This window comes from Bradyrhizobium ivorense (assembly GCF_900696085.1).
Lineage (GTDB): Bacteria > Pseudomonadota > Alphaproteobacteria > Rhizobiales > Xanthobacteraceae > Bradyrhizobium > Bradyrhizobium ivorense.
In genome coordinates this window covers 166387-191895 of sequence record NZ_CAADFC020000009.1, presented here as the reverse complement: position 1 = coordinate 191895, position 25509 = coordinate 166387, and the positions used below count along the sequence as shown (strand labels likewise).

Below are 25509 nucleotides of genomic sequence, written 5' to 3'. Positions count from 1 at the left end.
CGGCAAGATTCCCGGATTGCGCTGCGCTGCATCCGGGCTACGAGCTCGTGATTTCGGGATTTTAGAAGGATAATGGTGAGTTGCCCGACGTGTCAAGTGCCCGGTCGGGCGCCGGCCGCCGCCTGCCGGCTACTTTGCATGGGGTTGTTTTTTTCGATATTTGGCGGCGCGCCCGGCGACGTGAGCCCGCGGAAGCGGCGTTGGCCGGCTACGCCAGATGACACGCCACAAAATGCCCGTTGCTGCCCTCCCGCAGTTCCGGCGAGGTCTGCTTGCAGCGCTCCTCGGCGATCGGGCACCGGGTGTGGAAATGGCAGCCCTTCGGCGGATTCATCGGGCTCGGCACGTCGCCCTTCAGGCGGATGCGCTCGCGTTTGGCCTTCGGGTCCGGCACCGGCACCGCCGAGAGCAGCGCGCGGGTGTAGGGATGCTGCGGGTTGCGGTAGAGGTCGCTCGCCTTGGCGAGCTCGACGATGCGGCCGAGATACATCACTGCGACACGGTCGGAGATGTGCTCCACGACCGAGAGATCGTGGGCGACGAACAGATAGGTCAGGTTCAGCTCGGCCTGCAGGTCCTCCAGGAGGTTGATCACCTGGGCCTGGATCGAGACGTCGAGCGCGGAGACCGGCTCGTCGCAGACGATCAGCTTCGGCTCGAGGGTCAGCGCGCGGGCGATCGCGATGCGCTGGCGCTGGCCGCCGGAGAATTCATGCGGATAGCGGCGCATGTGCTCGGCCTTCAGCCCGACCTTGACCAGCAGGCTCGCGACGCGGTCCTCGCGCTCGCTGGGGGAGGTGACGGTGCCGTGGATGATGAAGGGCTCGGCGAGGATCGCGCCGACCGTCATGCGCGGGTTGAGCGAGGCGAACGGATCCTGGAACACGAGCTGCATGTTGCGCCGCATGGCGCGCAGATCGCCGCCGCCGAGGCCCATCACGCTCTGGCCGTCGAACACCACCTCGCCCGAGGTCGGCTCGATCAGGCGGAGCACGCAGCGGCCGGTGGTCGACTTGCCGCAACCGGATTCGCCGACCAGCCCCAGCGTCTCGCCGCGGCCAACCGTGAACGAGACGCCGTCGACCGCATAGACCTGGCCGATCTCGCGCGACAACAGCCCGCCCAGCACCGGAAAATGCTTCTTCAGATTGCTGACGCGCAGCAGCGGCTCGCTCATGACGCGTCTCCGAGGTGGCAGGCCATGCGATGGCCGGGTGCGATCTCGCGCAGCCGCGGCTCCCGCTCGGTGCAGATGCTCATGGCGTATTTGCAGCGCGGCGCAAAGCGGCAGCCTGGTGTCGGGTTGATCAGGATCGGCACCGAGCCGCCGATCGCCTCCAGCCGCGTCTTGTGCGCGGCGTCGAGATCGATGCGCGGGATCGAGCGGATCAGCCCTTGCGTGTAGGGATGCCGCGGGTTGCCGAACAATTCGTCGACCGGCGCTTCCTCCACCACCTTGCCGGCATACATCACGACGACGCGCTGCGCGGTCTCGGCGACCACGCCCATCGCGTGCGTGATCAGCATCACCGCCATGCCGAAGCGTTCCTTCATGTCCTGCAAGAGGTCGAGGATCTGCGCCTGGATGGTGACGTCGAGCGCGGTGGTCGGCTCGTCCGCGATCACCAGCTTGGGCCGGCACGCCAGCGCCATCGCGATCATCACGCGCTGGCGCATGCCGCCGGAGAACTGGTGCGGATAGTGGTGCACGCGGCCCGCGGCGTTGGGAATCTGCACCAGCTTCAGCATGTCGACGGTGCGCTCGAGCGCCTGCTTCTTGGTCACCGCCTCGTGGCGGCGCAGGCTCTCGGCGATCTGCTCGCCGATCGTCAACACCGGATTGAGCGAGGTCATCGGCTCCTGGAAGATGAAGCCGATCTCCTTGGCCCTGATGTCGTCGAGCTCGTGAGAGGTCAGCGGCACCAGGTCGCGGCCCTCGAACATGATCTCGCCGGCGACGATCTTGCCCGGCGGCATCGCGATCAGCTTTAGGATCGACATCGCGGTGACGGTCTTGCCGCAGCCGGATTCGCCGACCACGCACAGCGTCTCGCCGCGATTGATCGAGATGTCGACGCCGTCGACCGCCTGCAGGATGCCGGCGTCGGTGGTGAAATGGGTTTTCAGGCCCTTGATGTCGAGCAGCGCCATCAAATCACCTTGCGCGCGTCGAGCGCGTCGCGCAGCCCGTCGCCGATGAAGTTGATGGCGACCACGGCGATGAAGATCGCGCCGCCGGGGAATAGCGCCCAGTGCGGGCCGATGTCGAGAAAATCCTTGGCGTCATAAAGGATGCGGCCCCATGTGGGGGTATCAGGCGGGAAGCCGAGGCCGAGGAACGACAGCGTCGATTCTGCGATGATCGCCGCCGCGACGTCGATGGTGCCGGCGATGATCACCGGTCCGAGCGCGTTGGGCAGGATGTGGCGCACCACCTGCCGCACCGGGCTCGCGCCGAGCGCGCGCGCCGCTTCGACGAATTCCTTCTCGCGCAGCGACAGGAACTGGGCGCGCACCAGCCGCGCCACCGGCATCCAGCGCAGCCCGCCGATCACGAGCACGATCAGGATGAAGATGCCGCCCTCCGGGCCGAACACCGCCTTCAGCCCGTCGCGGAACAGATAGATCAGCATCAACAGCAGCGGCAACTGCGGTAGCGACAGGAACAGGTCGGTCAGCCACATCAGCGCGTAGCCGAGCGCGCCGCGCGACATGCCGGCCAGCGCGCCGATCAGGGTGCCGACGAACACCGAGACCAGCATCGCGGCGAGCCCGACCGCGAGCGAGATCCGGCCGCCATAGATCATGCGGGCCAAAATATCCTGGCCGAGATCGTCGGTGCCGAACGGATGCGCCAGCGACGGCCCCTGCAGGCCCGCGACGACGTCCATGTCGCTGATCGAGACGCGCCAGGCGAACGGGCCGAGTACGACGGCTGCGATCAAGAGCAGCAGCAGCACGGCACTGACCACGGCCGGTCTGTGCCGGCGGTAGCGCCGCCAGGTCTCGCGCCAGGGCGAGTAGCCGCGCCGCTGCGGTTCAGCGGAAGGAGATGCGAGGGTCAAGCCAGCCATAGAGCACGTCTGCAATCAGGTTGAACAGCACCACGAGACACGCGAAGACGAAGGTCACGGCCATCACGACCGGCGTGTCATTGGCGAGGATGGAAGAGATCAGGAGCGAGCCGATGCCGGGAATCCGGAAGATCTGCTCGGTGACGATGGCGCCGCCGAACACCGCGGGCATCTGCAGCGCGATCAGCGTGACCACCGGGATCATCGCGTTGCGCATCACATGCTTGACGATCACCTTGGCCTGGCCGAGCCCCTTGGCGCGGGCGGTGGTGACATAGTCGAGACGGATCACGTCGAGCATCGCCGAGCGCACGAAGCGGGTCATCGACGCCGCCTGGAACAGGCCGAGCACCATCACCGGCATGATCGCCTGGCGGATCATCTCCAGCACCCAGGGAATGCCGGTGGCCTTGATGTCGGTCGAATAGACGAACGGCAGCCAGTCGAGCTTCACCGAGAAGATCAGAATGAACAGGATGCCGGTGAAGAAGGTCGGCAGCGAGAATCCGATGAAGGCGAAGGTGTTGGCGATCTGGTCGAAGATCGAGTAGGGCCGGGTGGCGGCGTAGACGCCGACCGGAATGGCGATCGCCAGCGCCAAAAGCTGCGCTGAGCCGATCACGTAGAGCGTGGTCGGCAGCCGCTGCAGGATCAGCGTGTCGACATTCATGCGGCTGACGAAGGAGAAGCCCCAGTCGCCCTGCGCCATCGCCGCGAGCCAGTGCAGATAGCGGAGATAGATCGGGTCGTCGAGGCCGAACTTGGCGCGCAGCGCCGCCTGCACCTCGGGCGGCACGTTGGGATTGGTCGCGAGCTCGCCGAACGGATCGCCCGGCGCCAGCGCCAGCACGATGAACAGCACGAGCGAGATCCCGAGCAGGCTCGGGATCGCGATCATCAGGCGACGCAGGACATACTGACTCATGGGGAGATCATCTAACTAACGCTCGCACATAGGGCACGATGATTTTGCTTCCAGTCGACAGGCGAGCTCGAACTTCACCTCGCCCCGCTTGCGGGGAGAGGTCGGAATTCAAGCACCGCTTGAATTCCGGGTGAGGGGGATTCTCCACGAACTCACCGTCCACCGCATTCGCTGATAAAGCCCCTCATCCCGACTCTCTCCCCGCAAGGACAGGGAGAGAGGAAGCAATTTCCGGGCCGGTGCTCAGGCTTCCCGGTACCAGTCCTGCAGATTGTCGGTCTGGTTGGCCCAGCCGGAGAGCGCCGGCCGCAGCGAGTTGGTGCAGGCCTCTACCGCGGCGCGATGCATCACCGGGATCACCACCGTGTCCTGCCACATCAGGTCGTTGCTCTTGACGTAGAGGTCGGCCCGCTTGATCGGATCAGTCTCGGTATCCGCCGCATCGACCGCGGCGTCGAAATCCTTGTTGACCCAGCGCGGGAAGTTGCGGCCCTGCCACTTGTTGTCCTTGGTGGCGACCTCGCGCGAGTGATAGCGGCGCATGTGCAGCGCCGGATCGGGCTGCGTCATCGGGATCTGGAACATCTCGATGTCGGCGTAGAATTTCGCATAGGTGTCGGGATTGGCGACGTCGGAGGAGAAGAACACCGAGGCCACCACCGATTTCAGCTCGACGTCGATGCCGGCCTTCTGGCAGGCCTGCTTGACGATCGCCTGGGTCTTCTGGCGCGGCCCGTTGATCGAGGTCTGGTAGAGCAGCTTCAGCTTCTTGCCGTCCTTCTCGCGGATGCCGTCCCCGCCGATCTTCCAGCCGGCCTCGTCGAGCAGCGCGCTCGCCTTCTCGATCGAGAATTCCCATTTGGTGTTCTTGGAGACGAATTCTTCCGGACCATTGAGATAGTTGGACGTGGTGCGGCCGGCGCGGCCGTAGATCACCTTCTTGACGGACTCGCGGTCGACCAGCAGCGCCAAGGCCTTGCGCACGCGGGCGTCGGACAGGATCGGATGCTTGGTCTTCATCGAGGAACGTTCGCCGTCGACCTCGGTGTTCGGGTCGGTGAAGTTGAGGGCGATGAACTCGATGTCGCCGCCGACCGCATAGAGCGTCTTGCCCTTGCCGCCCTTCTCGAGCCGCAGCAGCACCTCGTCCTCGACCTGGATGTTCCAGGCGAAATCATATTCGCCGGTCTGGATCACCGCGCGCGCCGCCGAGACTGCGTCGCCGCCGCCCTTCATCTCGATGGTGTCGAAATGGGGCCGGTTCGCCATGTGGTAGTCGGGATTGATCTCGCCGCGGATCAGGTCGCCCGGCTTGAACTCGACGAACTTGTAGGGCCCGGTGCCGACCGGCTTCAGATTGTTCGGCGCCTCGCGCGACTTGCCGCCCTTGTACTCCGCGAACAGGTGTTTTGGGATGATGCAGCCATAGGCGCCGACAAAGGCGTTGGCCCAGAACGGGGTCGGCTGCTTGAAGGTGATGCGAATGGTGAGGTCGTTGACCTTCTCGACGGTCATGTCGGCGTAGGTGCCGCTCGAGACCGCCGCGGTCGCGGGATCGGTGGCGTATTCCCAGTTGAACACCAGGTCGTCGGCTGTAACCGGTTTGCCGTCGTGCCATTTCACGCCGGGCTTGAGTTTCCAGGTCACCGATTTGGCGTCGGCGGAGAGCCCGCCGTTCTGGATTGAGGGAATTTCCGCGGCAAGGATCGGGTTGAGATGGCCGTCGGCGTCCCAGCTCGCGAGCGGTTCGTAGAAGATGCGCGAGCCGTCCTGGTCCTTGGTGCCGGTGGCGAAATGCGGGTTGAGCAGGGTCGCGCCCTGCCACCACAGCAGTTTCAGCGGACCGCCGCCGCCGCGCTTGGTCGGCTTGTAGGGATTGGGGCTCTGCGCCATCGCGACGCCGCCGATGGCGAGAATCTGGTTGGCCATCGGCGCCGTGAGGCCGACGGCGATCATCCGCTGCACGAAGGCACGGCGGTTCATCCGGCCGTCCTTCACGTCGTCGATCATGGTTCGCAGGTCTTTGTCGAACATAGTCCCCTCGTCCGGTTCCGGTTATTGCGGCTGGCCACGACAAGCGGGCCGCCGGGTATTTGGCGGCAGGATGGCACACCGAATGACCGCGAAGGTCAACGTCTCCAGCGCCACAGGTCCTAGGTCTTTTGGCTATCGCTTGGGCAGAATCTTTCGCGACCGCACACGGCTTCGGCAATCGGGCGCCAAAGTCCGTCCCTCCGCGCCTCGGACTTGCGGAAAATTTGTTCGTTATCCTTTGTTCCGAGGCGGTTTTTTCTCTCGCGCCCGGGCCTCGCCGAAGCGGCGGGCCGGGCGCGGCAAACTGCGGCGTTACGCCACCGACATTGTCAACGGCGGTGCAACATGCGCCGGCAGCGGGCTGACATAGGGGGTGCGGGCGGTCCGCCTGGTCAGGTCGGCCTTGGCGGCCTCGATCAGCTTGGGATCCAGCAATGCCCTGACGCCGAGCCCGGCCATCGCCTTCGCGGCCTGCACCATAGCCTTGTGCGCCGCCGGGGTCTTGCCCTGCGCCACCACCTGCCAGGTGTGGAACGGGGTGCCGATCGCAACCGTCGGTGCATGGACCTGCACCGTCGGCACCACCCAGCTGACGTCGCCGACGTCGGTCGAGCCGATCAGCGGATTGCGCTTGGCGTCGATCGGCACCAGGAAGTCGGCGAGCGGCCGGTCGGTCGGCTCCATGCCGATCGCGTAATACACCGAGGCGATGTCCTTGTCGGTCAGGGTCGCGCGGATCTTGCCGGCGAAATCCTTGTCGGCATCGTCGAAATGCGGCGGGCCGAGCTCCTCCATGATGCGGTGCAGCTCCTGCTCCAGCGGCGTGTTGGGCAGGATGTTGGAGACTGCGGAGATGATCTTCATCTCGACCTTGGTCTCGGTCATCAGCGCCGCGCCCTGCGCGATCTTGTGCACGCGCTCGACCAATTCGTTCATGCCGGGCAGGTCGCGGGCGCGGATCGAATAGCGCACCCTGGCATGGGCCTGCACCACGTTCGGCGCAATCCCGCCGGTGTCGAGCAGCGCGTAGTGCACGCGCGCGTCGCTCGGCATGTGCTCGCGCATGTAGTTGACGCCGACATTCATCAATTCCACCGCGTCGAGCGCGCTGCGGCCGAGATGCGGCGAGGCCGAGGCGTGCGAGGTGCGCCCGGTGAAGCTGAAATCGGCGCGGGTGTTGGCGAGCGACGGCGTCACCGCGACTTCCCAGAAGCTGTGCGGGTGCCAGGTGATGGCGATATCGGCGTCCGCGAATGCGCCGGAGCGCACCATGAAGGCCTTGGCCGCGCCGCCTTCCTCGGCGGGACAGCCGTAATAGCGCACGCGCCCCGGCACCTTGTTCTCGGCGAGCCAGTCCTTCACCGCGGTGGCGGCGAGCAGTGCCGAGGAGCCGAGCAGATTGTGCCCGCAGCCATGGCCATGGCCGCCGCTCTCGACCGGGCGATGCTCGGCGACACCGGCCTCCTGGCTGAGGCCGGGCAGGGCATCGTATTCGCCCATGAAGGCGATCACAGGGCCGCCTTCGCCCCATTCGCCGATCACCGCGGTCGGAATCCCGGCGACGTTTTCCGTGATGCGAAAGCCCTGATGGCGCAGCTCGGCCAGATGTTCGGCGCATGAGCGCGCTTCGGTGTAGCAGACCTCGGGCATCGCCCACACGCGGTCGCTCAGCTCGATGAATCGCGGCTTGATGGTGTCGACGCCGCGCCAAACATCACTACGGTTATCCATTTGCTCCGGTCCTTGCAAGGCAATCTGAAGCGCCGGACGCTAGCAGCTTGGCATCAGCGCGCCTAGCACTTAGCGGCAGGGCAGCATTCCCGCAGCGCCACATCTGGAAACATCTTGAGATCCGGTCGGTGCCGCAGCACTAGTCCACCTCTCCCTTGGGAGAGGTCGGCGCGCAGCGCCCGGTGAGGGGCTACGGTCTCTCGTTGGAGCTGCGGCCCCTCACCCGATTTGCTGCGCAAATCGACCTCTCCCCGTCGGGGAGAGGTGAACGGAATGCGCGGACAAATCGATGCACTACAAACTCAGCGCGCGCTGAGCTTGTCCAACCCCTTCCAGTCGAACGCGACGCCGTGCCCATGGCGATCCGGCGCGATCGCCATGCCCTGTTCCAGCACCAGCGGATGTTCGATATAGCGGTCGAGCCCAAAACCGTGCGCCTCGAGATAGGAGCGGTTCGGGCAGGCCGCTAACAGATGCACGGTGATATCGTGCGCGCCATGGCTGGTGACGGGGATGTTGAACGCCTCGGCGAGGCGGGCGATTTTCATGAAGCTGGTGACGCCGCCGCAATTGGTGACATCGGGCTCGGCATAGGACAGCGCGCCGCCGGCGATGTACGGCTTGAACTCCCACAGGCTGCGCAGGTTCTCGCCGGCCGCGATCGGCACGCCGCCCGCCCTGAGGATGCGGGCATGGCCCTCGACATCGTCGGGAATGGTCGGCTCCTCCAGCCAGGTCAGGTCGAACGGCAGCAGCGCGCGCGCGGCGCGGATCGCCTCCTCGACGGTCCACTTCATGTTGGCGTCGGCCATCAATGGAAACTCGTCGCCGAGATGGCCGCGCATCGCCTTGACGCGCGCCACGTCGGCCGCGAGGCTGGGGCGGCCGACCTTCATTTTGATGGCGCGAAATCCCTTGCCGAGGTTGTCGTCGGTCTGCTTGAGCAGCCCGTCCAGCGGCAGATCGAGATCGATGCCGCCGGCATAGCAGGGCACGCGGCGATCGAAGCCGCCGAGCAGCCGCCACAGCGGCAACGATGCGCGCCGCGCCTTCAGGTCCCACAGCGCGATGTCGAGCGCCGAGAGCGCCAGCACCGCCGGCCCGCCGCGGCCGCCATAGTGCAGCGCCCACCACACTTTGTGCCAGAGCTGCTCGGTGTCGTCGGCTTCCATCTCAAGCGCGACCTCGCCGATTTCGCGGCTCAGAATATCCGCGACGGCGCCGCCGTTGCGGCCGACCGTGTAGGTGTAGCCGGTTCCCACGGCACCGTCGGCATCGCGGGCACGGATCGTGATCAGCTCGAACGCCGTGATCTCGCCATGCGTGCTGTCGCTCAGCACCACCGGAAGCGGGATCTTGTAGAAGCCGATCGTGAAGTCCTTGAGGATGGCCATGTCGGGACCTCCCTGATAGTTGCAGCGCGATACGCACGATCCCAAAAGCCGCCGCCGGCTGCAACCGTCAGCGGCTGAATGCCTGCCTTGAGCGGCTAGCCATATCAAATGATGCCAGCGTTGTCGCGTGTGCTCAGCTCTGCCAGGGCGTATTGCGGATTCGCGTGCAGGCGTTCGGCTTGTGGAATGTGTGGTCGTGCTCCTGGATGAAGTCGAAGTTGACCGTGCCGAACGTGGTCTGCGGTTTCTTCAGTGCCGAGCAGGTTTGAACCTGGATGAACTCATTCTTGAAATCGCCGCGGGGAAAGGCGGCGACGACCTGATCGCGCTGCTCCGGTGTGTAGTCATCGTAACCGATCCCGACGACATCGACCAGCACGCCCGCATTGGTGAGCGCGATCTCCGGCCGCATGTATTGCGGGATGCCGGGCGTGGTGTGCAGGGCGATCGCTTCCCACACCAGGTCCGCTTGCGGCTCGGGGATGCCGTGGCTCCTGAGAAAGGCGCGCGCCGCGTCGGCGCCGTCGACTTCAAAGCGCTTTGTTTCGGTATGGAAGGCGTCGGCGAGGCCGAGGTCATGAAACAGCGCTGCGACATAGAGCAGCTCGGCGTCGAACTTCAGCTTCTGCCGGATGCCCTTCAGCGCGCCGAACGCGAACACCCGAACCGAATGGTTGAACAGCATCTCGGATTCGTGCTGCCGCACCAGCTCGGCGGCCTCGCGGGCGATCTTGCTGTCGGGAATCACGATGCCGGAAATCTCGGCCATTGCAGTGCTCCTGGTCTTCGCGTGTCCGCTGGACGCGGCCGACAGTTTCGCAATCGATGCGCTGGCTGTGGATCGTCCTCGACCAAGATAAAATCGCGAACCTTGAACAGGAAGTGCCTTGCGCGATGAATATCCTGCAGCAAGGTATTGAGGCCGATGCAGATCGCGCTCAGTCGGGCTCGCGCGGCTTGCTGCGCGCGAGGCTTTTCAGCTCGCGGTCGATGATGGTGCAGACCCTCCGCTGCGCCAGCAGATCAAGCCGCGCACGGGTGGTGCCGCGCTTGATCTTGCCGTTGATTTCGAATGACCAGCTCCAGAGATCCGGTTCGATGTTGGTGACCGTGTACTGGATGTCCCGATGGCGATCGATCAGCTTCTTCATGCCGTTTCTTTTTGTTGGCTGAAGGCTGCATAGCCAGATCGGGAACCCGTCGGGTATCCGGACGACTACTTACGCAATTGGTCTAACGCCCGGTGCCGCGTGACGGAATTTTGCGGGGACGACACCGAGCAAGGTGTTTGACATGCGAATCGGGGGCGCTCTTCTCTGCCCGTCATCCTGAGAGCTTGTTAAGCTTTGTCCTCATCTACCGTTGTCATCGCCCGGCTTGACCGGGCGATCCAGTACGCCGCGGCCCCTCGCTTCTATCACCGGCGTCTCTGGAATACTGGATCACCCGGTCAAGCCGGGTGATGACACCGAGCAAGTTGAGCAAACCCCTGATCAGGGTGACGGGACTGACAGTGGCGTTCGTCAAAACCTTCCCGCCATCTCCGCCAGCCTGCGATGCGCGGCCTCGCGCGCGGCGCGGATCGGCTCGGTGGGGCCGGTGGTCGGGCCGATCGGCACGAAGCGCACGTCGCTGATGCCGATGAAGCGCAATGCCTCGCGCAGATAGGGCGTCGCCATGTCGATGCGGCCGCGGTTCATGCCGGTGACGAAGTCGCTGCCGCTGGCGACGATCACGACGGTCGGCCGGTCCTTGAGCAGCGGCAGGTAGCCGGTCGCGGGATCGAAGCGGAAGGTCAGGCCGGGCTGGATGATCACGTCGAGCCACTGCTTGAGCTTGTAGGGGATCGAAAAATTCCACATCGGCGTCGAGATCAGCACGCGATCGGCCAGCGACAGCCGCAGCGCGAGGCGCTCGGCGACCGCGAACGCATCGCGCTGCGAGTTGGTAAAGGGCTTGCCGCCGATCCGGGAATATTTGGCCTCCAGCAGATAGCCTTCGAAATCCGGCAGCGGATCGCGCCATAGGTTCATCGCATCGATCTCCCAGTCCGGGCGCGCCGTGCGAAAGGCGTCGAGGAAGACCCGCGCACCGTCGGCCGATTCCGACTCAGTGCGGGGCGAGCAGGCGAGGTGAAGCAGCTTTGGCACCACCGCCCCTTCAGCCAAGCGCCTTGATCACGGTGTCGGCGTTGGTCACCACCGAGACGTTCTGCAGCGCAAAATTGATCGCAGCGTTGTGCCAGTCGGCGTTCATGGTCGAGCAGCAGTCCTCCGGCACGATCATGAAGTAGCCCTTGTCGGCGCCGGTGCGTGCGGTGTGCTCGACCGACATGTTGGTCCAGGCGCCGGTGTTGATGATCATGTCGCGGCCGGTGGCTTTCAGGATCGTCTCCAGCCGGGTGCCTTCCCAGGCGCTCATCCGCATCTTCTCGACCACGAAGTCGCCCGGACGCGGCTCGAGGCCGGAGACCGGCGCGGCGCCCCAGCTGCCGCGCACCATCGCCTTGCTGTCGACCAGCCCCTCGAACAACGGCGCATTCAAGGTCACGCCGGGTGCGCCGGGTTCGACGACGAACCAGACATGGATGATGGCGACGCCGCGGGCGCGCGCCGCCTCGGCAACGCGGCGGACGTTCTCGACAACGTGCTGCCGGCGCGCATGCGCGGGCGCGCCGGAATCCGCAAACGCGCCGCCATCCATGATGACGTCGTTCTGCATGTCCTGGATGATCATCGCACAGCGCTGCGGATCGATCCGCATCTCGCCGGTAGCGAGGTTCGGCACCGCCGTCGACGAGGCGGCGCCCGCGCCGCCGGGCTTGCCGCTCATATAGGGCTCGTGGCGCGGCCCGACTTTTGTCGGGATCGCATAGACCGAATGGGTCGCGGTCAGATAGAGCGTGCGGAAATCAGGTCCGCCCCAGGCGAGATTGGCGACCAGCTCCGGCAGGCGGACCTTGCCGAGCAGATTGCCGGCGGGCGAATAGACCCAGACACCGCCGGGCGCGGTGACCCAGACATTGCCGCGCTGGTCGCACTTCATGCCGTCGGGCAGGCCGGGCTCGAGCTCGGAGCGGATGCCGGAGGCGAACACCCGCGGATTGGCGAGTGCGCCGTCGGCGGTGACGTCGAAGGCACGGATCAGCGCCTGCACGGTGTCGTTGACATAGAGGATGCGCTCGTCGGGCGAGAAGCACAGCCCGTTCGGCTGCTCGAACAGATAGCGGTCGACGAGAAGCTGCGGCGCGCCGCCGCCTGATGGCACGCGGTAGACGCCCTGAAAGCCGAGCTGGCGCGGCCGCTCGACGCCATAGACCGGCATCCGGCCATACCAGGGATCGGAAAAATAGATCGCACCCGAGGAGTGCACGCAGACGTCGTTGGGGCTGTTGAGCTCCTGGTTGTCGTAATGCGAGGCCAGTACCTCGCGCCGTCCGTCCGGCCGCTCGCGGATCAGCGACGACGTCGCGTGCTCGCAGACGATCAGATTGAGGTCGGCATCATAGGTCATGCCGTTGCATTTGTTCGAGGGGCGCCGGACCTCGACCACGCCGCGCCGCGCATCCCAGCGCCGGCGCACGTCGCCGGGCATGTCGGAGAACAGCAGAAAGTGTTCGAGCGGATGCCAGATCGGGCCCTCGGTGAAATCAAAGCCCGTGCCGACCTGGCCGACCGGCGCGTAGGGGTCGATCAAGTCCTCGAACTCGCTGCGCAGCGTGACATGCGTCATCGCGTCGATCCTTCACTTACGCCGGAAACCAGCTGCGTTGCGGCAGGCTCTGCACCACCGGCCCCGGCACCTGGTCGTGCAGCCGCCCCACCACCATGCCGCCCTCGATCTTCGCCGGGCGATCGTGCACCGGCAGCAGGTAGCGCGAGCCGGCGAGCAGTTTTTTGATCGCGGCCTTCTCCGCCCGCTTGCTGGTACCGTGGTTGCCGGTGGTGCGCGGCTCGGCGTCGTGAATTTCGTTGAAGGGATTTACGATCTGATCGTTGAAGTCATAGATCACGTCGCCGCAGATCGTCGCTATGCCGTCGGCCGTGTGGACGTGGATGTTCATCGAGCCCTCGGTGTGGGCGTTGGCGGCGTCGCAATAGACGCCCGGCATCAGCTCGACCGGGCCGGTGACCTCGAGATCGAGGAAGCGCAGCGCGCTCTTGGTGTGCAGGCGGTCGATCAAATGCTTGATGTCGGGGGCCGGATACTGCGGGTGCATCAGGCCGGAGACGGAGTATTCCAGCTCCTTGCGGTTGAGCACGACGGTGGTGTTCATCGGGAACAGATCGTCCTTGCCGGCATGGTCGATGTGCAGATGGGTGTGGCAGACGAAGCGGACGTCGCCCATCCGCACGCCGTGGCGGGCGAGCTGGTTCTCGATCATGTTCTCGTGGAACTGGAGCCCGCGCATGCCGAGCGTCTCCATGATCTGGTTGGAGCGATAGCCGGTGTCGACCAGCACGGGGTAGGGGCCGCCGAGGATCAAGAAGCCGAGCGTCAGCACACGCTTGGTGCGGCCGCAATTGTGTCCCAGGACGAGGAAGCTCGATTCCAGCTCGATATCGCCATAGTCCAGGATCTTGATCTCCAACGGCATTACATCCCTCCCAATTCCTGTTGTGTCGTTTTGCGCGCGCCGCGCCTACGGCCCTAGCCGATAGACTCGCGCCGCCGTGCTACTGAAGATCGCCTCGCGCTGCGTAGGCGTGAGGCGCGCAGCCGCCTCCTTGAAGGCGCCGATGAGGTCGCGGTAGCTGGTCCACAGCTTCTCGATCGGAAAGTTCGAGCCGAACAGGCAGCGCTCCGCGCCGAAGATCGCGACGGTGTCGGTCACGACATCCGCGATATGCGCGCCATCGTTGCGGTGGATGAAGGTGCCGAGCCCGGACAGTTTTGAGACCACGTTCGGGCATTGCGCGAGGCGCGCCATGCCGGCGCGCCAGGCGGCGCGGCCCTGCGGCGACAGATCCTCCAGCATGCCGGCATGCTGCAGCACGAACGTCACGCCGGGGCAGGCATCGGCGAGGCCGGCGGCATCAGTCATCTGCGGCGCGAACACCTGCAGATCAAAGCTCCAGCCATAGTCGGCGAGATAGCCGATATTGCGCCGAATGGTCGGATCGGCGCAGAGATCGGGCCGCGTCGCGAAACGATACAGCGGGTTGTCGTGCCAGTGCAGCTGCATGCGCACCCCGCGCACCAGCGGATAGCGTTTCAGGCGATCGAGTTGTGGGCGGACGTCGTCGACGGAAAAATCGGCGTAGGCGACGAGCGCGTGTGGCCAGCCATGCGCGTCGGCGGTCTGCTGCACCCAAGCGGCCTCGTCCTCGAACTGGCCGGTCGGCCAGTTGGTCTGGACGTAGACCGAGCGGGTGACGCCGGTGCCCTTGAGGTCGTCGAGATACTCTTGAATCGGATAATCGCGGCGGATCGGCTCATAGGGGCCGAAGATGCGCGGCTGCATCGGGCCCGACAGCCAGGCGAGATCGGCCTGTCGCCAGATGTGGTGATGGCCGTCGACAATGTCGGTCACGCAGCTCTCCTTCGTCCAAGCGACAGCAGGTGCGCGACGATCGACGCGCTCGATCCGCCGTCGACGAGATCATCGACGAAGCGCTCGATCGCGACCAGCGCCTCGGTTTGCGGCTTGAAGCTCGGCGAGGTCGCCAGCGGCGTCAGCCAGCTCACCCGCCAAGCCCGCCGCGCCAGCTTTGCCACCGCATCGCGCAGCGCGGCGGGATCGCCGCGTTCGAGGCCGTCGGAGACGATCACGACCGCGGCGCCGCGGGCATAGCCGCCGAACCGCGGCACGGCCAGAAACGCCTGTAGCGCGTCGCCGATTCTTGTACCGCCGTCCCAGTCGCTGACCAGGAACGATGCGGCGCTCAGCGCCTGCTCGCGGCGCTTCAGCCGCAGCGCACCCGTGACGCGGGTCAGCCGCGTGCCGAAGGTGAACACCTCGACATTGCCGGCCGACTGCATCAGCGCATGCGCCAGCTTCATGTTCTCCTCGGTGCGCGCCTTCATCGAGCCGGAGACGTCGATCAGCAGCAGCATTTTTCGCGCCCGCGGCCGGCGGCGCAGCCGCCCGAGCCGCAGCACCTCGCCGTCATTGCGGACGCTGTCGCGCAAAGTGCGGCGGAGATCGGCGAACGGGCCGGAGCGCGCCCGCCGCCGCCGGTGGCCGCGCCGCCGCGGCAGCCGCCGGGCCGCCTCGCGCGACAATCTTCGCAGTGGGTCGCTCATCGACGTCTGCGCGAAGCGGCGTTCGACCAGCGCCTCGGCGCGCGCGGCGGCGAGGCCGGATTCATTGGCCTCCTCAGCGAGCGGCGGTTCGTCGTCGCCGCGGCCTTGTTCCTGCAGGCGGACGGTCTCCTCGTCCTCGCCCTCGGCCTGCTCGATCGCCTCCGCGCCGCGGAAATGGATGTCGAACAGACGGTCATAGGTCGCGCGGCGCTCTGGCGGCGGCGCCAAGGTCGCGAGCCCGGCCTGGCGAATGTGCTCGAGGCTGCGCGGCCCGAGCAGCTCGATCGCGGCCAGAAAACTCGTGGTCTGCTCCGGCGCGACTGAAAAGCCATTGGCGCGCAGCAGCACGACAAAGGAGACGAAGATTTGCGCGGCGCGCGGCAGCCTGGGATCGTCGCTCACGCGGCCGCCTCCGCGATGATGGCGTCGAGCCGGGGCGAGATGTAATGCAGGTCTTCCTCGTCCTTCAGCGCTACGCCGATCGAGCGCTTGAACGCGTCGGGCCAGCGCGCGCCGCCCTTGTTGAGCAGGGTTGCGGCCTCAGCCCAGTCGACGGCTTCTGCAATGCCCGGGGCCTTGCTCAGCGGCTCGCGGCGGAGACGGCCGACCGCGGCGACCACGGCGCGGGCCGTGGCTTCGGCGACGCTGGAGGCCCGCATCATCACGATCCGCGCCTCGCGCTCGGCGTTCGGGTAGTCGATCCAGTGGTAGACGCAACGCCGCCGCAGCGCCTCGTGCAGGTCGCGGGTCCGGTTGGAGGTCAGCACCACGACCGGATGCTCTGCGGCGCGCACCGTGCCGCGCTCCGGGATCGAGATCTGGAAGTCGGAGAGGAATTCGAGCAGGAAGGCCTCGAACTCCTGGTCGGCGCGGTCGATTTCGTCGATCAGCAGCACCGTCGCATCGGGCGCCCGCAACGCAGCGAGCATCGGACGCTCGATCAGGAACGACTCGCCGTAGATGTCGATGCTCTCCTCGCCGGCCTGGCGGATCGCCAGCATCTGGCGCGGATAATTCCACTCATAGAGCGCCGCGGAGGCGTCGATGCCCTCATAGCACTGCAGGCGGATCAGCCTGCGGCCGAGCACGGCGGCGATCGCCTTCGCGGCCTCGGTCTTGCCGACACCGGGCGCGCCCTCGAGCAGCAGCGGCTTGCCGAGCGCGAGCGAGAGATAGGACGCGGTCGCGATGCCGTCGTCGGCGAGGTAATAGGCCGCGCGCAGCGCCTTCTCCAGCGCCTCCGGGCTGTCGATGCCGACGATGTTGCTGCGGACCGGCATGGCAAAACCTCAGCGCCGCGGCTGCGGCCGCGCGCCGCCCTGCGCCTTGATCGCGCGCAGCACCTTCTCCGGCGTGATCGGCAGATCGTCGATCCGTACCCCGACCGCGTTGAAGATCGCATTCGCGACCGCGGGCAGCACCGGATTGGCGCACATCTCGCCCGGCCCCTTGGCGCCGAACGGCCCGTCGGGCGCGGGACGTTCCAGCACCGCGATATCGTGCGGGCAGATGTCGCCCGGACCCGGCATCAGATATTCGACGAAGTCGCGCGGCCCGTGCACCGGCTCCGGATAGTACGGCTCCGGCGTCTCGTAGAGCGCGTGGCTGACGCCCATCCAGGCGCCGCCGACCAGTTGCTGCTCGACCAATCGTGGATTGAGCGCGCGGCCGAGCTCATAGGCGGAGTCCATCCTGACCATGGCGACCTCGCCGGTTTCGTCATCGACCTCGACCTCGGCGACCAGGCAGGCATGCGCGTAGCACGTCGCCGGCGACATCTCGCCAGTCTCCGGATCGACGTCGGACAGCGGCACCAGAAAGATGCCGCGGCCCGAGATGGTCTTACCCTGCTTGAACTGCGCGGCGATCGCGACGTCCTTGGTCGAGATCGAGCGGTGCGGCGCGCCCTTGACATGGATGTTGCCGCGGCCGTCGGTCTCGAGATCGGCGGCGTTCACCTCAAGCTCCTCGGCGGCCGCTTCCATCATCACGCCGCGCGCCTCGCGCGCCGCCGCCATCACGGCGTTGCCGACACGATGGGTGCCGCGCGAGGCGAACGAGCCCATGCAGTGCGGGCCGGTGTCGGAATCCGCCGTGTCGACATAGACGTCCTCGACGGGAACACCGAGCGTCTCGGCGCAGATCTGCCGCGTCACCGACTTCATGCCCTGGCCGAGATCGATCGAGGACAGCGCCACCGTGAATTTGCCGCTCGGATTCGAATGCACCAGCGCCTGGCTCGGATCGCCGCCGAGATTCATGCCGATGGGATAGTTGACCGACGCGATGCCGCGCCCGCGATGCCTGGTCATGGTCAGCGCCTCCTGGTGCCGAAGACGGAAGAGAAGCGGGTGGCGCCATGCGACGGCGCCGATGGTCGCGGTGGCGGTGGTGGCGCCGGCGGAGGAGGCGGGGGCGGCGGCTCGCGGCTTGCGGCCGGCGCTCGGTCATACGTCGTGCGCGGCTGCACGGGTGCGGCCGCAGGCGGCGCAGGCACCTCGCGCGGGGTCGGGGTTACGGCAGCGCGCGCGCCGCCGCCATCCTTACGCGACGACATCCGTTTGAATTCGTCGCGGATCGGCCATTTGGCCTTCTCGGCGGCGACCTGCACGCATTCGATCAGCGCCGTGTTCTTGGCCTCGCGGCGGTGCGCCTTCATGTCGCCGTCGCGATACGCATTGAGGATCCGGAACTCCATCGGGTCCATGCCGACCAGATGCGCGAGCTTGTCCATCTGGCATTCGATGGCAAAATCCATCGCGGTGACGCCGAAGCCGCGCATCGCGGTCGCCGGCGTGCGGTTGGTGAACACGCAGTAGACATCGCCATGGACGTTCGGGATCGTGTAGGGGCCGGGCAGATGCGCGGCGCATTTCACCGCCGCGTAGCTCGACAACCGCGTATAGGCGCCGCTGTCGAAATAGGCGCGCACCTTGCGGGCGACGATGCGGCCGTCGCGCATCACGCCGTCCTCGATGTAGATGCGCTCGGCGCCGCGCGGCGGGCCGTATTGCATCTCCTCCTCGCGCCCGAACACGTAGCGCACCGGCCGTCCGGTCAGCATCGCGCCGAGGATGCAGAGCGGCTCGGTCAGGGTGTCGACCTTGCCGCCGAACCCGCCGCCGACCGTGCCGCCGATGAAGTGGAAGGTGTTGGACGGCACGTCGAGGATCTTCGCGCAGGTGTCGACCGAGAAGAACAACGCCTGCGTCGAGGTGTAGACGATGTAGCGGCCGTTGGTGTCGGGCGCTGCGATCGAGCCGTTGGTCTCGGTCGGCGCGTGCTCGATCGGCGACATCTGGTAGCGCTGCTCCAGCACATGGTCGGCGCCGGCCAGTGCACGGTCGGCGTCACCGAAACGCAGCTGCTGGTGATCGTAGGTCTCGTGATAGGTGAAGGTGTTTTTGGGATAGACCTCGTTGACCACGGGTGCGCCCGGCTTCAGCGCGTCCTCGACGTCGAACACCGTCGGAAGCGGCTCATAGTCGATCTTCACCTTCGCGATGGCCTCATAGGCCTCGCGCGGGCTGTCGGCGACGATGGCGACGACCGGCTCGCCTTTGTAGCGTACCTTGTCGACCGCCAGCGACGGCTCGTCGTCCTTGCCGAAATTGATCAGGCTGAGCAGCGTGTTCAGATTGCGCGGCACGTCGGCGGCACGGATCACCCGCCGCACGCCCGGCGAGCGCTCGGCCTCGGAGGTATCGATGCGGCGCAGCCGGGCATGCGCATGGGCGCTGCGGACCACCTTCAAATGCAGCATGCCCTGCAGCTTGTGATCGTCGAAATAGGGCGAGGTGCCGGTGACATGGCCGAGCATGTCCTGGCGCTGCGTGCCCTTGCCGATTTCTTTCAGGTTATCGTCGCGCTCGTCGGCGAACAGGTCCTTGCGGAGTTCCAGCATCGCACTCTTCCTTTACGCGCGTGCCCGGCCGCCGGATGCGGCGGCCAGCACGGCGTTGATGATCGGCTCGTAGCCGGTACAGCGGCAGATGTTGCCGGAGATCGCCTCGACTACCTCGGCACGGCTCGGTTGCGGATTGCGGTCGAGCAGCGCCTTCGCGGCCATCAGCATGCCCGGCGTGCAGTAGCCGCACTGCGCGGCGAAATTGTCGGCAAAGGCGCGCTGCAGCGGGTGCAGATTGGGGCCGTCCTTGATGCCGTCGAGCGTCTCGACCGAGCGGCCGGCAACCGTCTCGGCCAAGGTCAGGCAGGAGAGATGAATCTCGCCGTCGATCAGGACGCTGCAGGTGCCGCAGCCGCCCTGGCCGCAGCCGAATTTCGGCGTCATGTCGCCGATCAGCTCGCGCAGCGCGACGAGAAGATTGGTGCCGCCGTCGACGAAAATCGCGACGTCGCGGCCGTTGTGCTGGAATTGAAGCGCGGTCTTGGCCATGACGAACTATTCCTGACCGGAGAGCAGACGGCGGAGATGCACGCCGACGATCTCGCGGCGATACCAGGCGCTGGCGAGCGCATTGTCGCCGGGCGTGGTTCCCTCGGCGGCCGCCGTAGCAGCGGCATTGATCGTCGACGCATCGAGCGAGCGTCCCTCCAGCGCACGTTCGGCGGCGCGGGCGCGGATCGGCGTCGGCGCCATCGAACCGAGCGCGACGCGGGCGCCGACGATCCGGCCGCCATTGACGGGCAGATGCGCGGCCAGCGTGATCACGGCGCCGCCTTTCGGCGTGATCCGAGCGATCTTGCGGTAGCGGAACGCGTCGGCGCTGCCGGGTTTTGCGAAGGAGATCGCGAGCACCAGCGCGCCGCTCTGCCGGTCGCGCGACTGCAAAAATTCGTCGAGCGCGATCTCGCGGCCGCCAAGGCCGCCCTGCACCGACACCACGGCGTCGAGCGCGAGCATCGCCACCGTGAAGTCGCCATAGGGCACCGGCGCGAACAGATTGCCGCCCACGGTGCCCATGTTGCGCACGGCGGGCCCGCCGATCGAGCGGGCAGGGGCGTGCAGGAAGCCGAGGTCACGCTCGGCGAGGATGCGCGCGAAGGTGACGCCGGCACCGAGCGTGATCCGCGAGCCGGTCGCGTCGATCCGCGTCATCGTGTGGTCGCTGGCGCGCACGATGGTCGAGATCGAAATGTCGCCCTCGTTCAGCGCCCGCATCACCAGCGTGCCGCCGCCGAGATAGCGCGCGCCGCGGTCCGACGACAGCGCTGCCGCCGCGTCATGGGTGCTGGTGAAGGTCTTCACCGTAACTGGCATGTCGTTCCCCGCTTACGCGGCCTCCTTCAGATGCCGGCGGATCGCCGCGAAGCCGGCCTGGTAGATGTCTTCGGCAACCATGTGCGTGATGCGGTCGCGGTCCTCGGGCCGCGTCGTGAAGCGCGATTCCCAGTGCCAGAAGGTGCGGTCGCCGTCGGTGACCGGCAGCAGGCGGACATGCGCGACATAGTTGAACATCGGCACCGGCGTATCGAGCAGGCAGTAGCTGAAGGACTGTTCGAGGTCGGACAGCGCCAGCAATTGCTCGCGCAGTTCGGAGCCGTCCTTCAGCTTGAAGCGCCTGACGCAGCCGATCTTGTCGGACGGTTGCGCCCGCTCGATCGCGCTGGTCGCGACCGCCGGATGCCAGCGGTCGTGGCCGTTGAAATCGCGCAGCACCGCCCACGCCGCATCGGTCGGCGCATCCAGGATCGTGCTCTTGACGATATGCGGCACGGCTACACCTCGAGCGATGTGGTTCGAACGGGCGGCCGCTTCACCTCGCCCCGCTTGCGGGGAGAGGTCGGAATTTGCGCAACGCGCAGATTCCGGGTGAGGGGGACTCTGCACGAGTCAAGCTGACACCGTCCCTGCGGAGACTCCCCCTCACCCCGACCCTCTCCCCGCAAGCGGGGCGAGGGGGCGCAACGCGCATCGTTCGTGGCAGCTGCAATCACGTCTTCATCCTCCAAACGCCCGCTTCAGCGCGTCGAAGCCGCCCTGGAACACGCCGCCGCCGATGTTGTTGACGAGCTCGGTCTCGCGCTCCGGCGCGCAGTCGAACTCGGCGGTCCATTCCAGAAAGGTCTGGTCGCCGTCGGTGACCGGCGTCAACCGCAACGTGGCGACGTAGTTCTCGACGCCCATCGGCGATTCCAGGATCGAGTAGGTGCAGAACGTGTCGTAGTCCGACAGCCCCAGCAGTTTTTCCCGAATTCGGTCGCCGTTGCGCAGCCGGAAGTCGCGCACACAGCCGATCTTGTCCGCGGGCTCGCCGCCTTCGATGCGGCTCTCGGCGATCGCGGGATGCCAGTTCGGCAGGCCGTTGAAGTCGCGCACGCGGGCCCAGACCCGGTCGTTGCGGGCGTTGACGACGGTGGAAACGTAGACTCGTGCCATGGGGTCAGCTCAGTCCTTCTTGCGCGGCGCGCGCTCCGGGCGCGGCTCGCCGCCGCCAGCCTCCGGCGCCGCCGGCTTGGCCTCGCCGCCGCTCTTGCGCGCCGAGTCCTTGATGCCCTGCATGTCGCGCGCCTCGCGGATCAGGCCGGGCATTTTTGCCAGACTCCCGCCCTCGACGCCGATGTCGGAGAGGATCGAGTCGATCAGCGGCGCCTGCACCCGGTAGCGCAGCGCGGAATCGATCACCTCGTCGGTGGCGCTGCGGCCGCTGCCGCCGCCGTTGCCGTTGCCGTTGAGGCCGTCGACCTGGAGGATGCGGATGCCCTCGATCTTCTCCATCGGCTTGACGCTCTCGCGCACGATGCCCTCGATGCGGTCGAGCAGCTTGCGGCGGAACAGCGAGTAGCGCGCCTGGTCGGTCAGCACGTTCTCGGCCTCGTTGAGCAGGCGCTGCGCCTCGGCCTCGACGGCGGAGCGCACGCGCTCGGCCTCGGCCGCGATCCGGGTCTCCTCGGCCTGCTTCTCGGCGAGCAGCACCTCGACGGTCTTGCGGCGTTTTGCGATCTCGCTCTCGCGCGCGGTGACGACGCGTTCGGCGGCTTCGGTGGCGCGCATCCGTGCTTCCTCGGCGGCGGCCCGCGCCGCGGACTCCTCCAGCGACTTCTGATGGATCGCGATCGCCTTCTCCATCAGCGTGGTCTCGACCTCCTTTTCGCGGTTCACTTCGAGCTTGCGCAGCTCGCGCTCGCGGCCGATCCGTGCCTCGTCGAGGCCGCGGTCGGAGGCGATGCGGGCGCGCTCGACCTCCTCGCGCGCGGCGATCTCGGCTTCCTGCAGCGACTGGTTGCGCGCGACTTCGAGCTGCTCAATGGCGCGGCGCCGCCCGATCCGGGCCGCTTCCAGCGCCTGCTCGCGGGTGACATCTGATGTCTCGACCTCCTTGCGGGCCACGATCTCGGCCTGCCTCACCTGCCGGTCGGCGTCGATCCGCTCCGAGCGCTTGGCGGCAAGCGCGATCACGCGCTCCTCGTCGGCGATTTCGATTGCCTTCTTCTGATCGATGTTGAGCACCTCGCGGGTCCGCGAGGAGGCGATCCGCTCGCTCTCCAGCGCCAGCTCGACATCGATGCGCTGCCGCTCGATGGCATCGCGCCGCTTCAGCTCGGCGGCCTCGATCGCCTCGGTGCGGGCGATCTCGAGCCCGCGGGTCTCGCGCTCGGCCCGGATGCGATGCGCGGCGACCGACTTTTCCTGCGAGATGCGCGCCGCCTCGATCGCTTCGCGCGAGGCGATATCGGCCTCCTCGATCGCGCGGGTGCGGGCGATCTCGAGCGCGCGAACGTGCTCCTCCTGCGCAATCCGCGACGCTTCGGTGGCTTCGCGCGCGCTGATGCCGGCGATCTCGATCGCCTGGTTGCGCTCGATCTCGAGCTTTCGCGTGGTGTGGTCGGCGGCGATGCGCTCGGCAGCCAAGGTCTTTTCGCGGGCGATCCGGGCGGCTTCGACCGCCTTCTGCGCCTCGATCTCGGCTTCCTGGATGATGCGCACCTGCTGGATCTCCAGCGCGCGGGTGCGCTCGTCGGACGAGATGCGCTCGACATTGACCGTCATGGTCTGGGCGATGCGCGCCTTCTCGGTGGCCTCGCGCGCGGCGATCTCGGCCTCGTCGACCGCGCGGGTGCGCTCGATCTCGCGCCGGCGGGTCTCTTCCTCGTTGGCGATGCGGGCGTCGGTGACGACGCGGTCCTGCTGGATCCGCGCCTTCTCGATCGCCTCGCGGGCGGCGATCTCGGCCTCCTCGACCGTGCGCATCCGCTCGATCTCGCGCTGGCGCACTTCGCGTTCGGAGGCGATGCGCGTGGTGTCGACCGAGCGCTGGTTGGCAATGCGGGCCTTCTCGATCTCCTCGCGCGCAAGCAGCTCGCGCTCTTCAACGGCGCGGGTGCGCTCGATCTCGCGGTGCCGGGTCTCGCGTTCAGAGGCGATCCGCGCCTCGGTGATCGCCTGCTCGTTGGCGATGCGGGCCTTCTCGATGGCTTCCCGCGCGGCGATCTGGGCCTGCTCCGCCTCGGTCTCGCGCAGGGCGCGTTCGCGGGTCACTTCGGTCCGCTGCAGCGCGCGGCGCATCTCGATGTCGCGCTCCTGCTCGAGGCGGGCGGTCTCGCTCTCGCGCTCGATCTCCAGCGCCTGGCGCTCGGCCTCGAGGTTGCGGGAGCGGATCTTGATCATCGAGTCCTGCTCGATGTCGTTGCGCAGCTTGCGCTTGGCCTCGATGTCCTCCATCAAGCGGGTGAGGCCTTCGGCGTCGAAGCGGTTCGAGGGGTTGAAGAATTCCAGATCGGTCTGGTCAAGATCGGTGATCGCGACCGACTCCAGCTCGAGGCCGTTCTGCGCCAGCGCTTCGGCGGCATTGGCCTTGACGCGGGCGACATAGTCGCCGCGCTGCTCGTGCATCTGCTCCATCGTCATTTCGGAGGCGACCGAGCGGATCGCGGAGATGAACTTGCCGGAGAGCAGGGTGTGCAGCTGCTCGGGCTCCATGGTGCGGCGGCCGAGGGTGGCGGCGGCGATCGAGACGGCCTCGCGGGTCGGCTGGACGCGTACGTAGAAGTCGGCCTCGATGTCGACGCGCATGCGGTCGCGGGTGATCACGGCATCCTGCCGGGAGCGCACGATGCCCATCGGCAGCACGTTCATGTTGACCGGCGTGGTGTCGTGGATGAACGGCAGCACGAAGGCGCCGCCGTTGATCACCACGCGCTCGCCGAGGAAACCGGTGCGGACGAAGGAGACCTCCTTCGAGGAGCGGTGGTACAGCCAGTTCACGACATAAACGATGATGACGATCGCGACGATTGCGACGATGAGCCAGAGGATCAATTCACCGACCAGCATCCCCGACATATCTTCCTCCCTTGGTCACGGCGCCTATCGTGCGCCGATCGCCTTGAACTTGCGAACCTGATCCGTCAGCGCCCGCTCCACCGGCAGCCGCTCCATCGAGGAGGCGCCGTAGAAGCCGTGACAGTTGCGGGTGTTCTTCATGATGAAATCGGCATCCGCCGGGTCCGCGATCGGGCCGCCATGCGCGAGCACGATGATGTTCGAATTGACGCTGAGCGCGGCGTCCGCCCAGGCCTCGATGCGGGCTGGGCAGTCGGCCAGCTTCGGCGCGGTCTGCGCGCCGATGGTGCCGCCGGTGGTCAGGCCCATGTGGCAGACGATGATGTCGGCGCCGGCGATCGCCATCGCGGCGGCCTCCTGCTCGCTGAACACATAGGGCGTGGTCAGCATGTCCTTGTCATGCGCCTTGGCGATCATGTCGATCTCGAGCGCGTAGGACATCCCGGTTTCTTCGAGATTGGCGCGGAAGATGCCGTCGATCAGGCCGACGGTCGGAAAATTCTGCACGCCGGCAAAGCCCAGCGCCTTGAGCTGGTCGAGGAACACGTCCATGTCGCGGAACGGATCGGTGCCGTTGACGCCGGCGAGCACCGGCGTCTTGGTCACCACCGGCAGCACCTCGCCGGCCATTTCCACCACGATCGCATTGGCGTCGCCATAGGGCATCAGGCCGGCGAGCGAGCCGCGGCCGGCCATGCGGTAGCGGCCGGAATTGTAGATCACGATCAGGTCGACGCCGCCGGCCTCCTCGCATTTGGCCGACAGCCCGGTGCCGGCGCCGCCGCCGACGATGGGCTCGCCGCGCGCGATCATGTCGTGAAATTTCTTCAGCAGCGCCGTGCGTTCAAACCTGGGCATGGG

The 25509-nt window shown here is 66.7% G+C and carries 23 protein-coding genes; all 23 read right to left on the bottom strand.

From position 1 onward, the window contains the following. Positions 1 to 208 precede the first annotated feature (208 nt). Positions 209 to 1177: an ABC transporter ATP-binding protein gene (locus CI41S_RS13335; RefSeq protein ID WP_139859525.1), complete on the bottom strand. Its 969-nt coding sequence runs from the start codon at positions 1175 to 1177 to the stop codon at positions 209 to 211. Further along, on the bottom strand, positions 1174 to 2154 hold the full coding sequence (locus tag CI41S_RS13330; RefSeq protein WP_139859523.1) for an ABC transporter ATP-binding protein: 981 nt from the start codon (positions 2152 to 2154) through the stop codon (positions 1174 to 1176). Before CI41S_RS13330 ends, CI41S_RS13335 begins: the two co-directional genes overlap by 4 nt. Continuing rightward, entirely contained in the window at positions 2151 to 3074 is a 924-nt protein-coding gene (locus CI41S_RS13325) for an ABC transporter permease (RefSeq protein ID WP_139859521.1), read from the bottom strand. Before CI41S_RS13325 ends, CI41S_RS13330 begins: the two co-directional genes overlap by 4 nt. Continuing rightward, entirely contained in the window at positions 3040 to 3999 is a 960-nt protein-coding gene (locus tag CI41S_RS13320; RefSeq protein ID WP_139859519.1) for an ABC transporter permease, read from the bottom strand. Before CI41S_RS13320 ends, CI41S_RS13325 begins: the two co-directional genes overlap by 35 nt. Positions 4000 to 4242: 243 nt before the next feature. Then, positions 4243 to 6033 (bottom strand): peptide ABC transporter substrate-binding protein, encoded by a 1791-nt coding sequence (locus CI41S_RS13315; protein WP_139859516.1) that lies wholly within the window; start codon positions 6031 to 6033, stop codon positions 4243 to 4245. 312 nt (positions 6034 to 6345) lie between these two features. Then, entirely contained in the window at positions 6346 to 7764 is a 1419-nt protein-coding gene (locus tag CI41S_RS13310; RefSeq protein WP_139859514.1) for a M20 family metallopeptidase, read from the bottom strand. 302 nt (positions 7765 to 8066) lie between these two features. Beyond that, on the bottom strand, positions 8067 to 9158 hold the full coding sequence (locus tag CI41S_RS13305; RefSeq protein ID WP_139859512.1) for a mandelate racemase/muconate lactonizing enzyme family protein: 1092 nt from the start codon (positions 9156 to 9158) through the stop codon (positions 8067 to 8069). A gap of 133 nt (positions 9159 to 9291) precedes the next feature. Then, positions 9292 to 9927 carry an HD domain-containing protein gene (locus CI41S_RS13300; protein ID WP_139859510.1) on the bottom strand — a complete coding sequence of 212 codons (636 nt, stop codon included), beginning with the start codon at positions 9925 to 9927 and terminating at the stop codon, positions 9292 to 9294. Between the two features lie 169 nt (positions 9928 to 10096). Continuing rightward, the gene (locus CI41S_RS13295; protein ID WP_139859508.1) at positions 10097 to 10309 is read right to left on the bottom strand and encodes a hypothetical protein; all 213 of its coding nucleotides are present in this window, start codon (positions 10307 to 10309) and stop codon (positions 10097 to 10099) included. A 372-nt stretch (positions 10310 to 10681) separates the two neighbouring features. Continuing rightward, on the bottom strand, positions 10682 to 11308 hold the full coding sequence (locus CI41S_RS13290) for an FMN-dependent NADH-azoreductase (protein ID WP_139859506.1): 627 nt from the start codon (positions 11306 to 11308) through the stop codon (positions 10682 to 10684). Positions 11309 to 11318: 10 nt separating this feature from the next. Next, entirely contained in the window at positions 11319 to 12890 is a 1572-nt protein-coding gene (locus tag CI41S_RS13285) for an isochorismatase family protein (RefSeq protein ID WP_139859504.1), read from the bottom strand. Positions 12891 to 12906: 16 nt separating this feature from the next. Then, complete coding sequence (locus tag CI41S_RS13280; protein ID WP_139486269.1) at positions 12907 to 13755, bottom strand: MBL fold metallo-hydrolase; 849 nt, start codon at positions 13753 to 13755, stop codon at positions 12907 to 12909. 45 nt (positions 13756 to 13800) lie between these two features. Continuing rightward, entirely contained in the window at positions 13801 to 14691 is an 891-nt protein-coding gene (locus CI41S_RS13275) for an amidohydrolase family protein (RefSeq protein ID WP_139859501.1), read from the bottom strand. After that, positions 14688 to 15806: a vWA domain-containing protein gene (locus CI41S_RS13270; protein ID WP_139859498.1), complete on the bottom strand. Its 1119-nt coding sequence runs from the start codon at positions 15804 to 15806 to the stop codon at positions 14688 to 14690. The genes CI41S_RS13275 and CI41S_RS13270 overlap by 4 nt, the downstream gene beginning before the upstream one ends. Next, a complete protein-coding gene (locus CI41S_RS13265; protein ID WP_139859495.1) occupies positions 15803 to 16684 on the bottom strand; it encodes an AAA family ATPase in 882 nt (293 codons plus the stop codon). The genes CI41S_RS13270 and CI41S_RS13265 overlap by 4 nt, the downstream gene beginning before the upstream one ends. Before the next feature lie 9 nt (positions 16685 to 16693). Then, positions 16694 to 17716, bottom strand: coding sequence for a xanthine dehydrogenase family protein molybdopterin-binding subunit (locus CI41S_RS13260; RefSeq protein WP_139486265.1), 1023 nt, complete (start codon positions 17714 to 17716; stop codon positions 16694 to 16696). Positions 17717 to 17718: 2 nt separating this feature from the next. Then, positions 17719 to 19308, bottom strand: coding sequence for a xanthine dehydrogenase family protein molybdopterin-binding subunit (locus CI41S_RS13255; protein ID WP_139859493.1), 1590 nt, complete (start codon positions 19306 to 19308; stop codon positions 17719 to 17721). Between the two features lie 12 nt (positions 19309 to 19320). Further along, on the bottom strand, positions 19321 to 19800 hold the full coding sequence (locus CI41S_RS13250) for a (2Fe-2S)-binding protein (protein ID WP_139486263.1): 480 nt from the start codon (positions 19798 to 19800) through the stop codon (positions 19321 to 19323). Between the two features lie 6 nt (positions 19801 to 19806). Further along, a complete protein-coding gene (locus tag CI41S_RS13245) occupies positions 19807 to 20625 on the bottom strand; it encodes an FAD binding domain-containing protein (RefSeq protein ID WP_139859491.1) in 819 nt (272 codons plus the stop codon). A gap of 12 nt (positions 20626 to 20637) precedes the next feature. Beyond that, positions 20638 to 21081: an SRPBCC family protein gene (locus CI41S_RS13240; protein ID WP_139486261.1), complete on the bottom strand. Its 444-nt coding sequence runs from the start codon at positions 21079 to 21081 to the stop codon at positions 20638 to 20640. A 225-nt stretch (positions 21082 to 21306) separates the two neighbouring features. Beyond that, complete coding sequence (locus CI41S_RS13230) at positions 21307 to 21744, bottom strand: SRPBCC family protein (RefSeq protein WP_139859487.1); 438 nt, start codon at positions 21742 to 21744, stop codon at positions 21307 to 21309. Positions 21745 to 21753: 9 nt separating this feature from the next. After that, positions 21754 to 24648 (bottom strand): flotillin family protein, encoded by a 2895-nt coding sequence (locus CI41S_RS13225; protein WP_139859485.1) that lies wholly within the window; start codon positions 24646 to 24648, stop codon positions 21754 to 21756. A 24-nt stretch (positions 24649 to 24672) separates the two neighbouring features. Next, positions 24673 to 25506, bottom strand: coding sequence for a phosphoenolpyruvate hydrolase family protein (locus CI41S_RS13220; RefSeq protein WP_139859483.1), 834 nt, complete (start codon positions 25504 to 25506; stop codon positions 24673 to 24675). Positions 25507 to 25509: the final 3 nt, after the last annotated feature.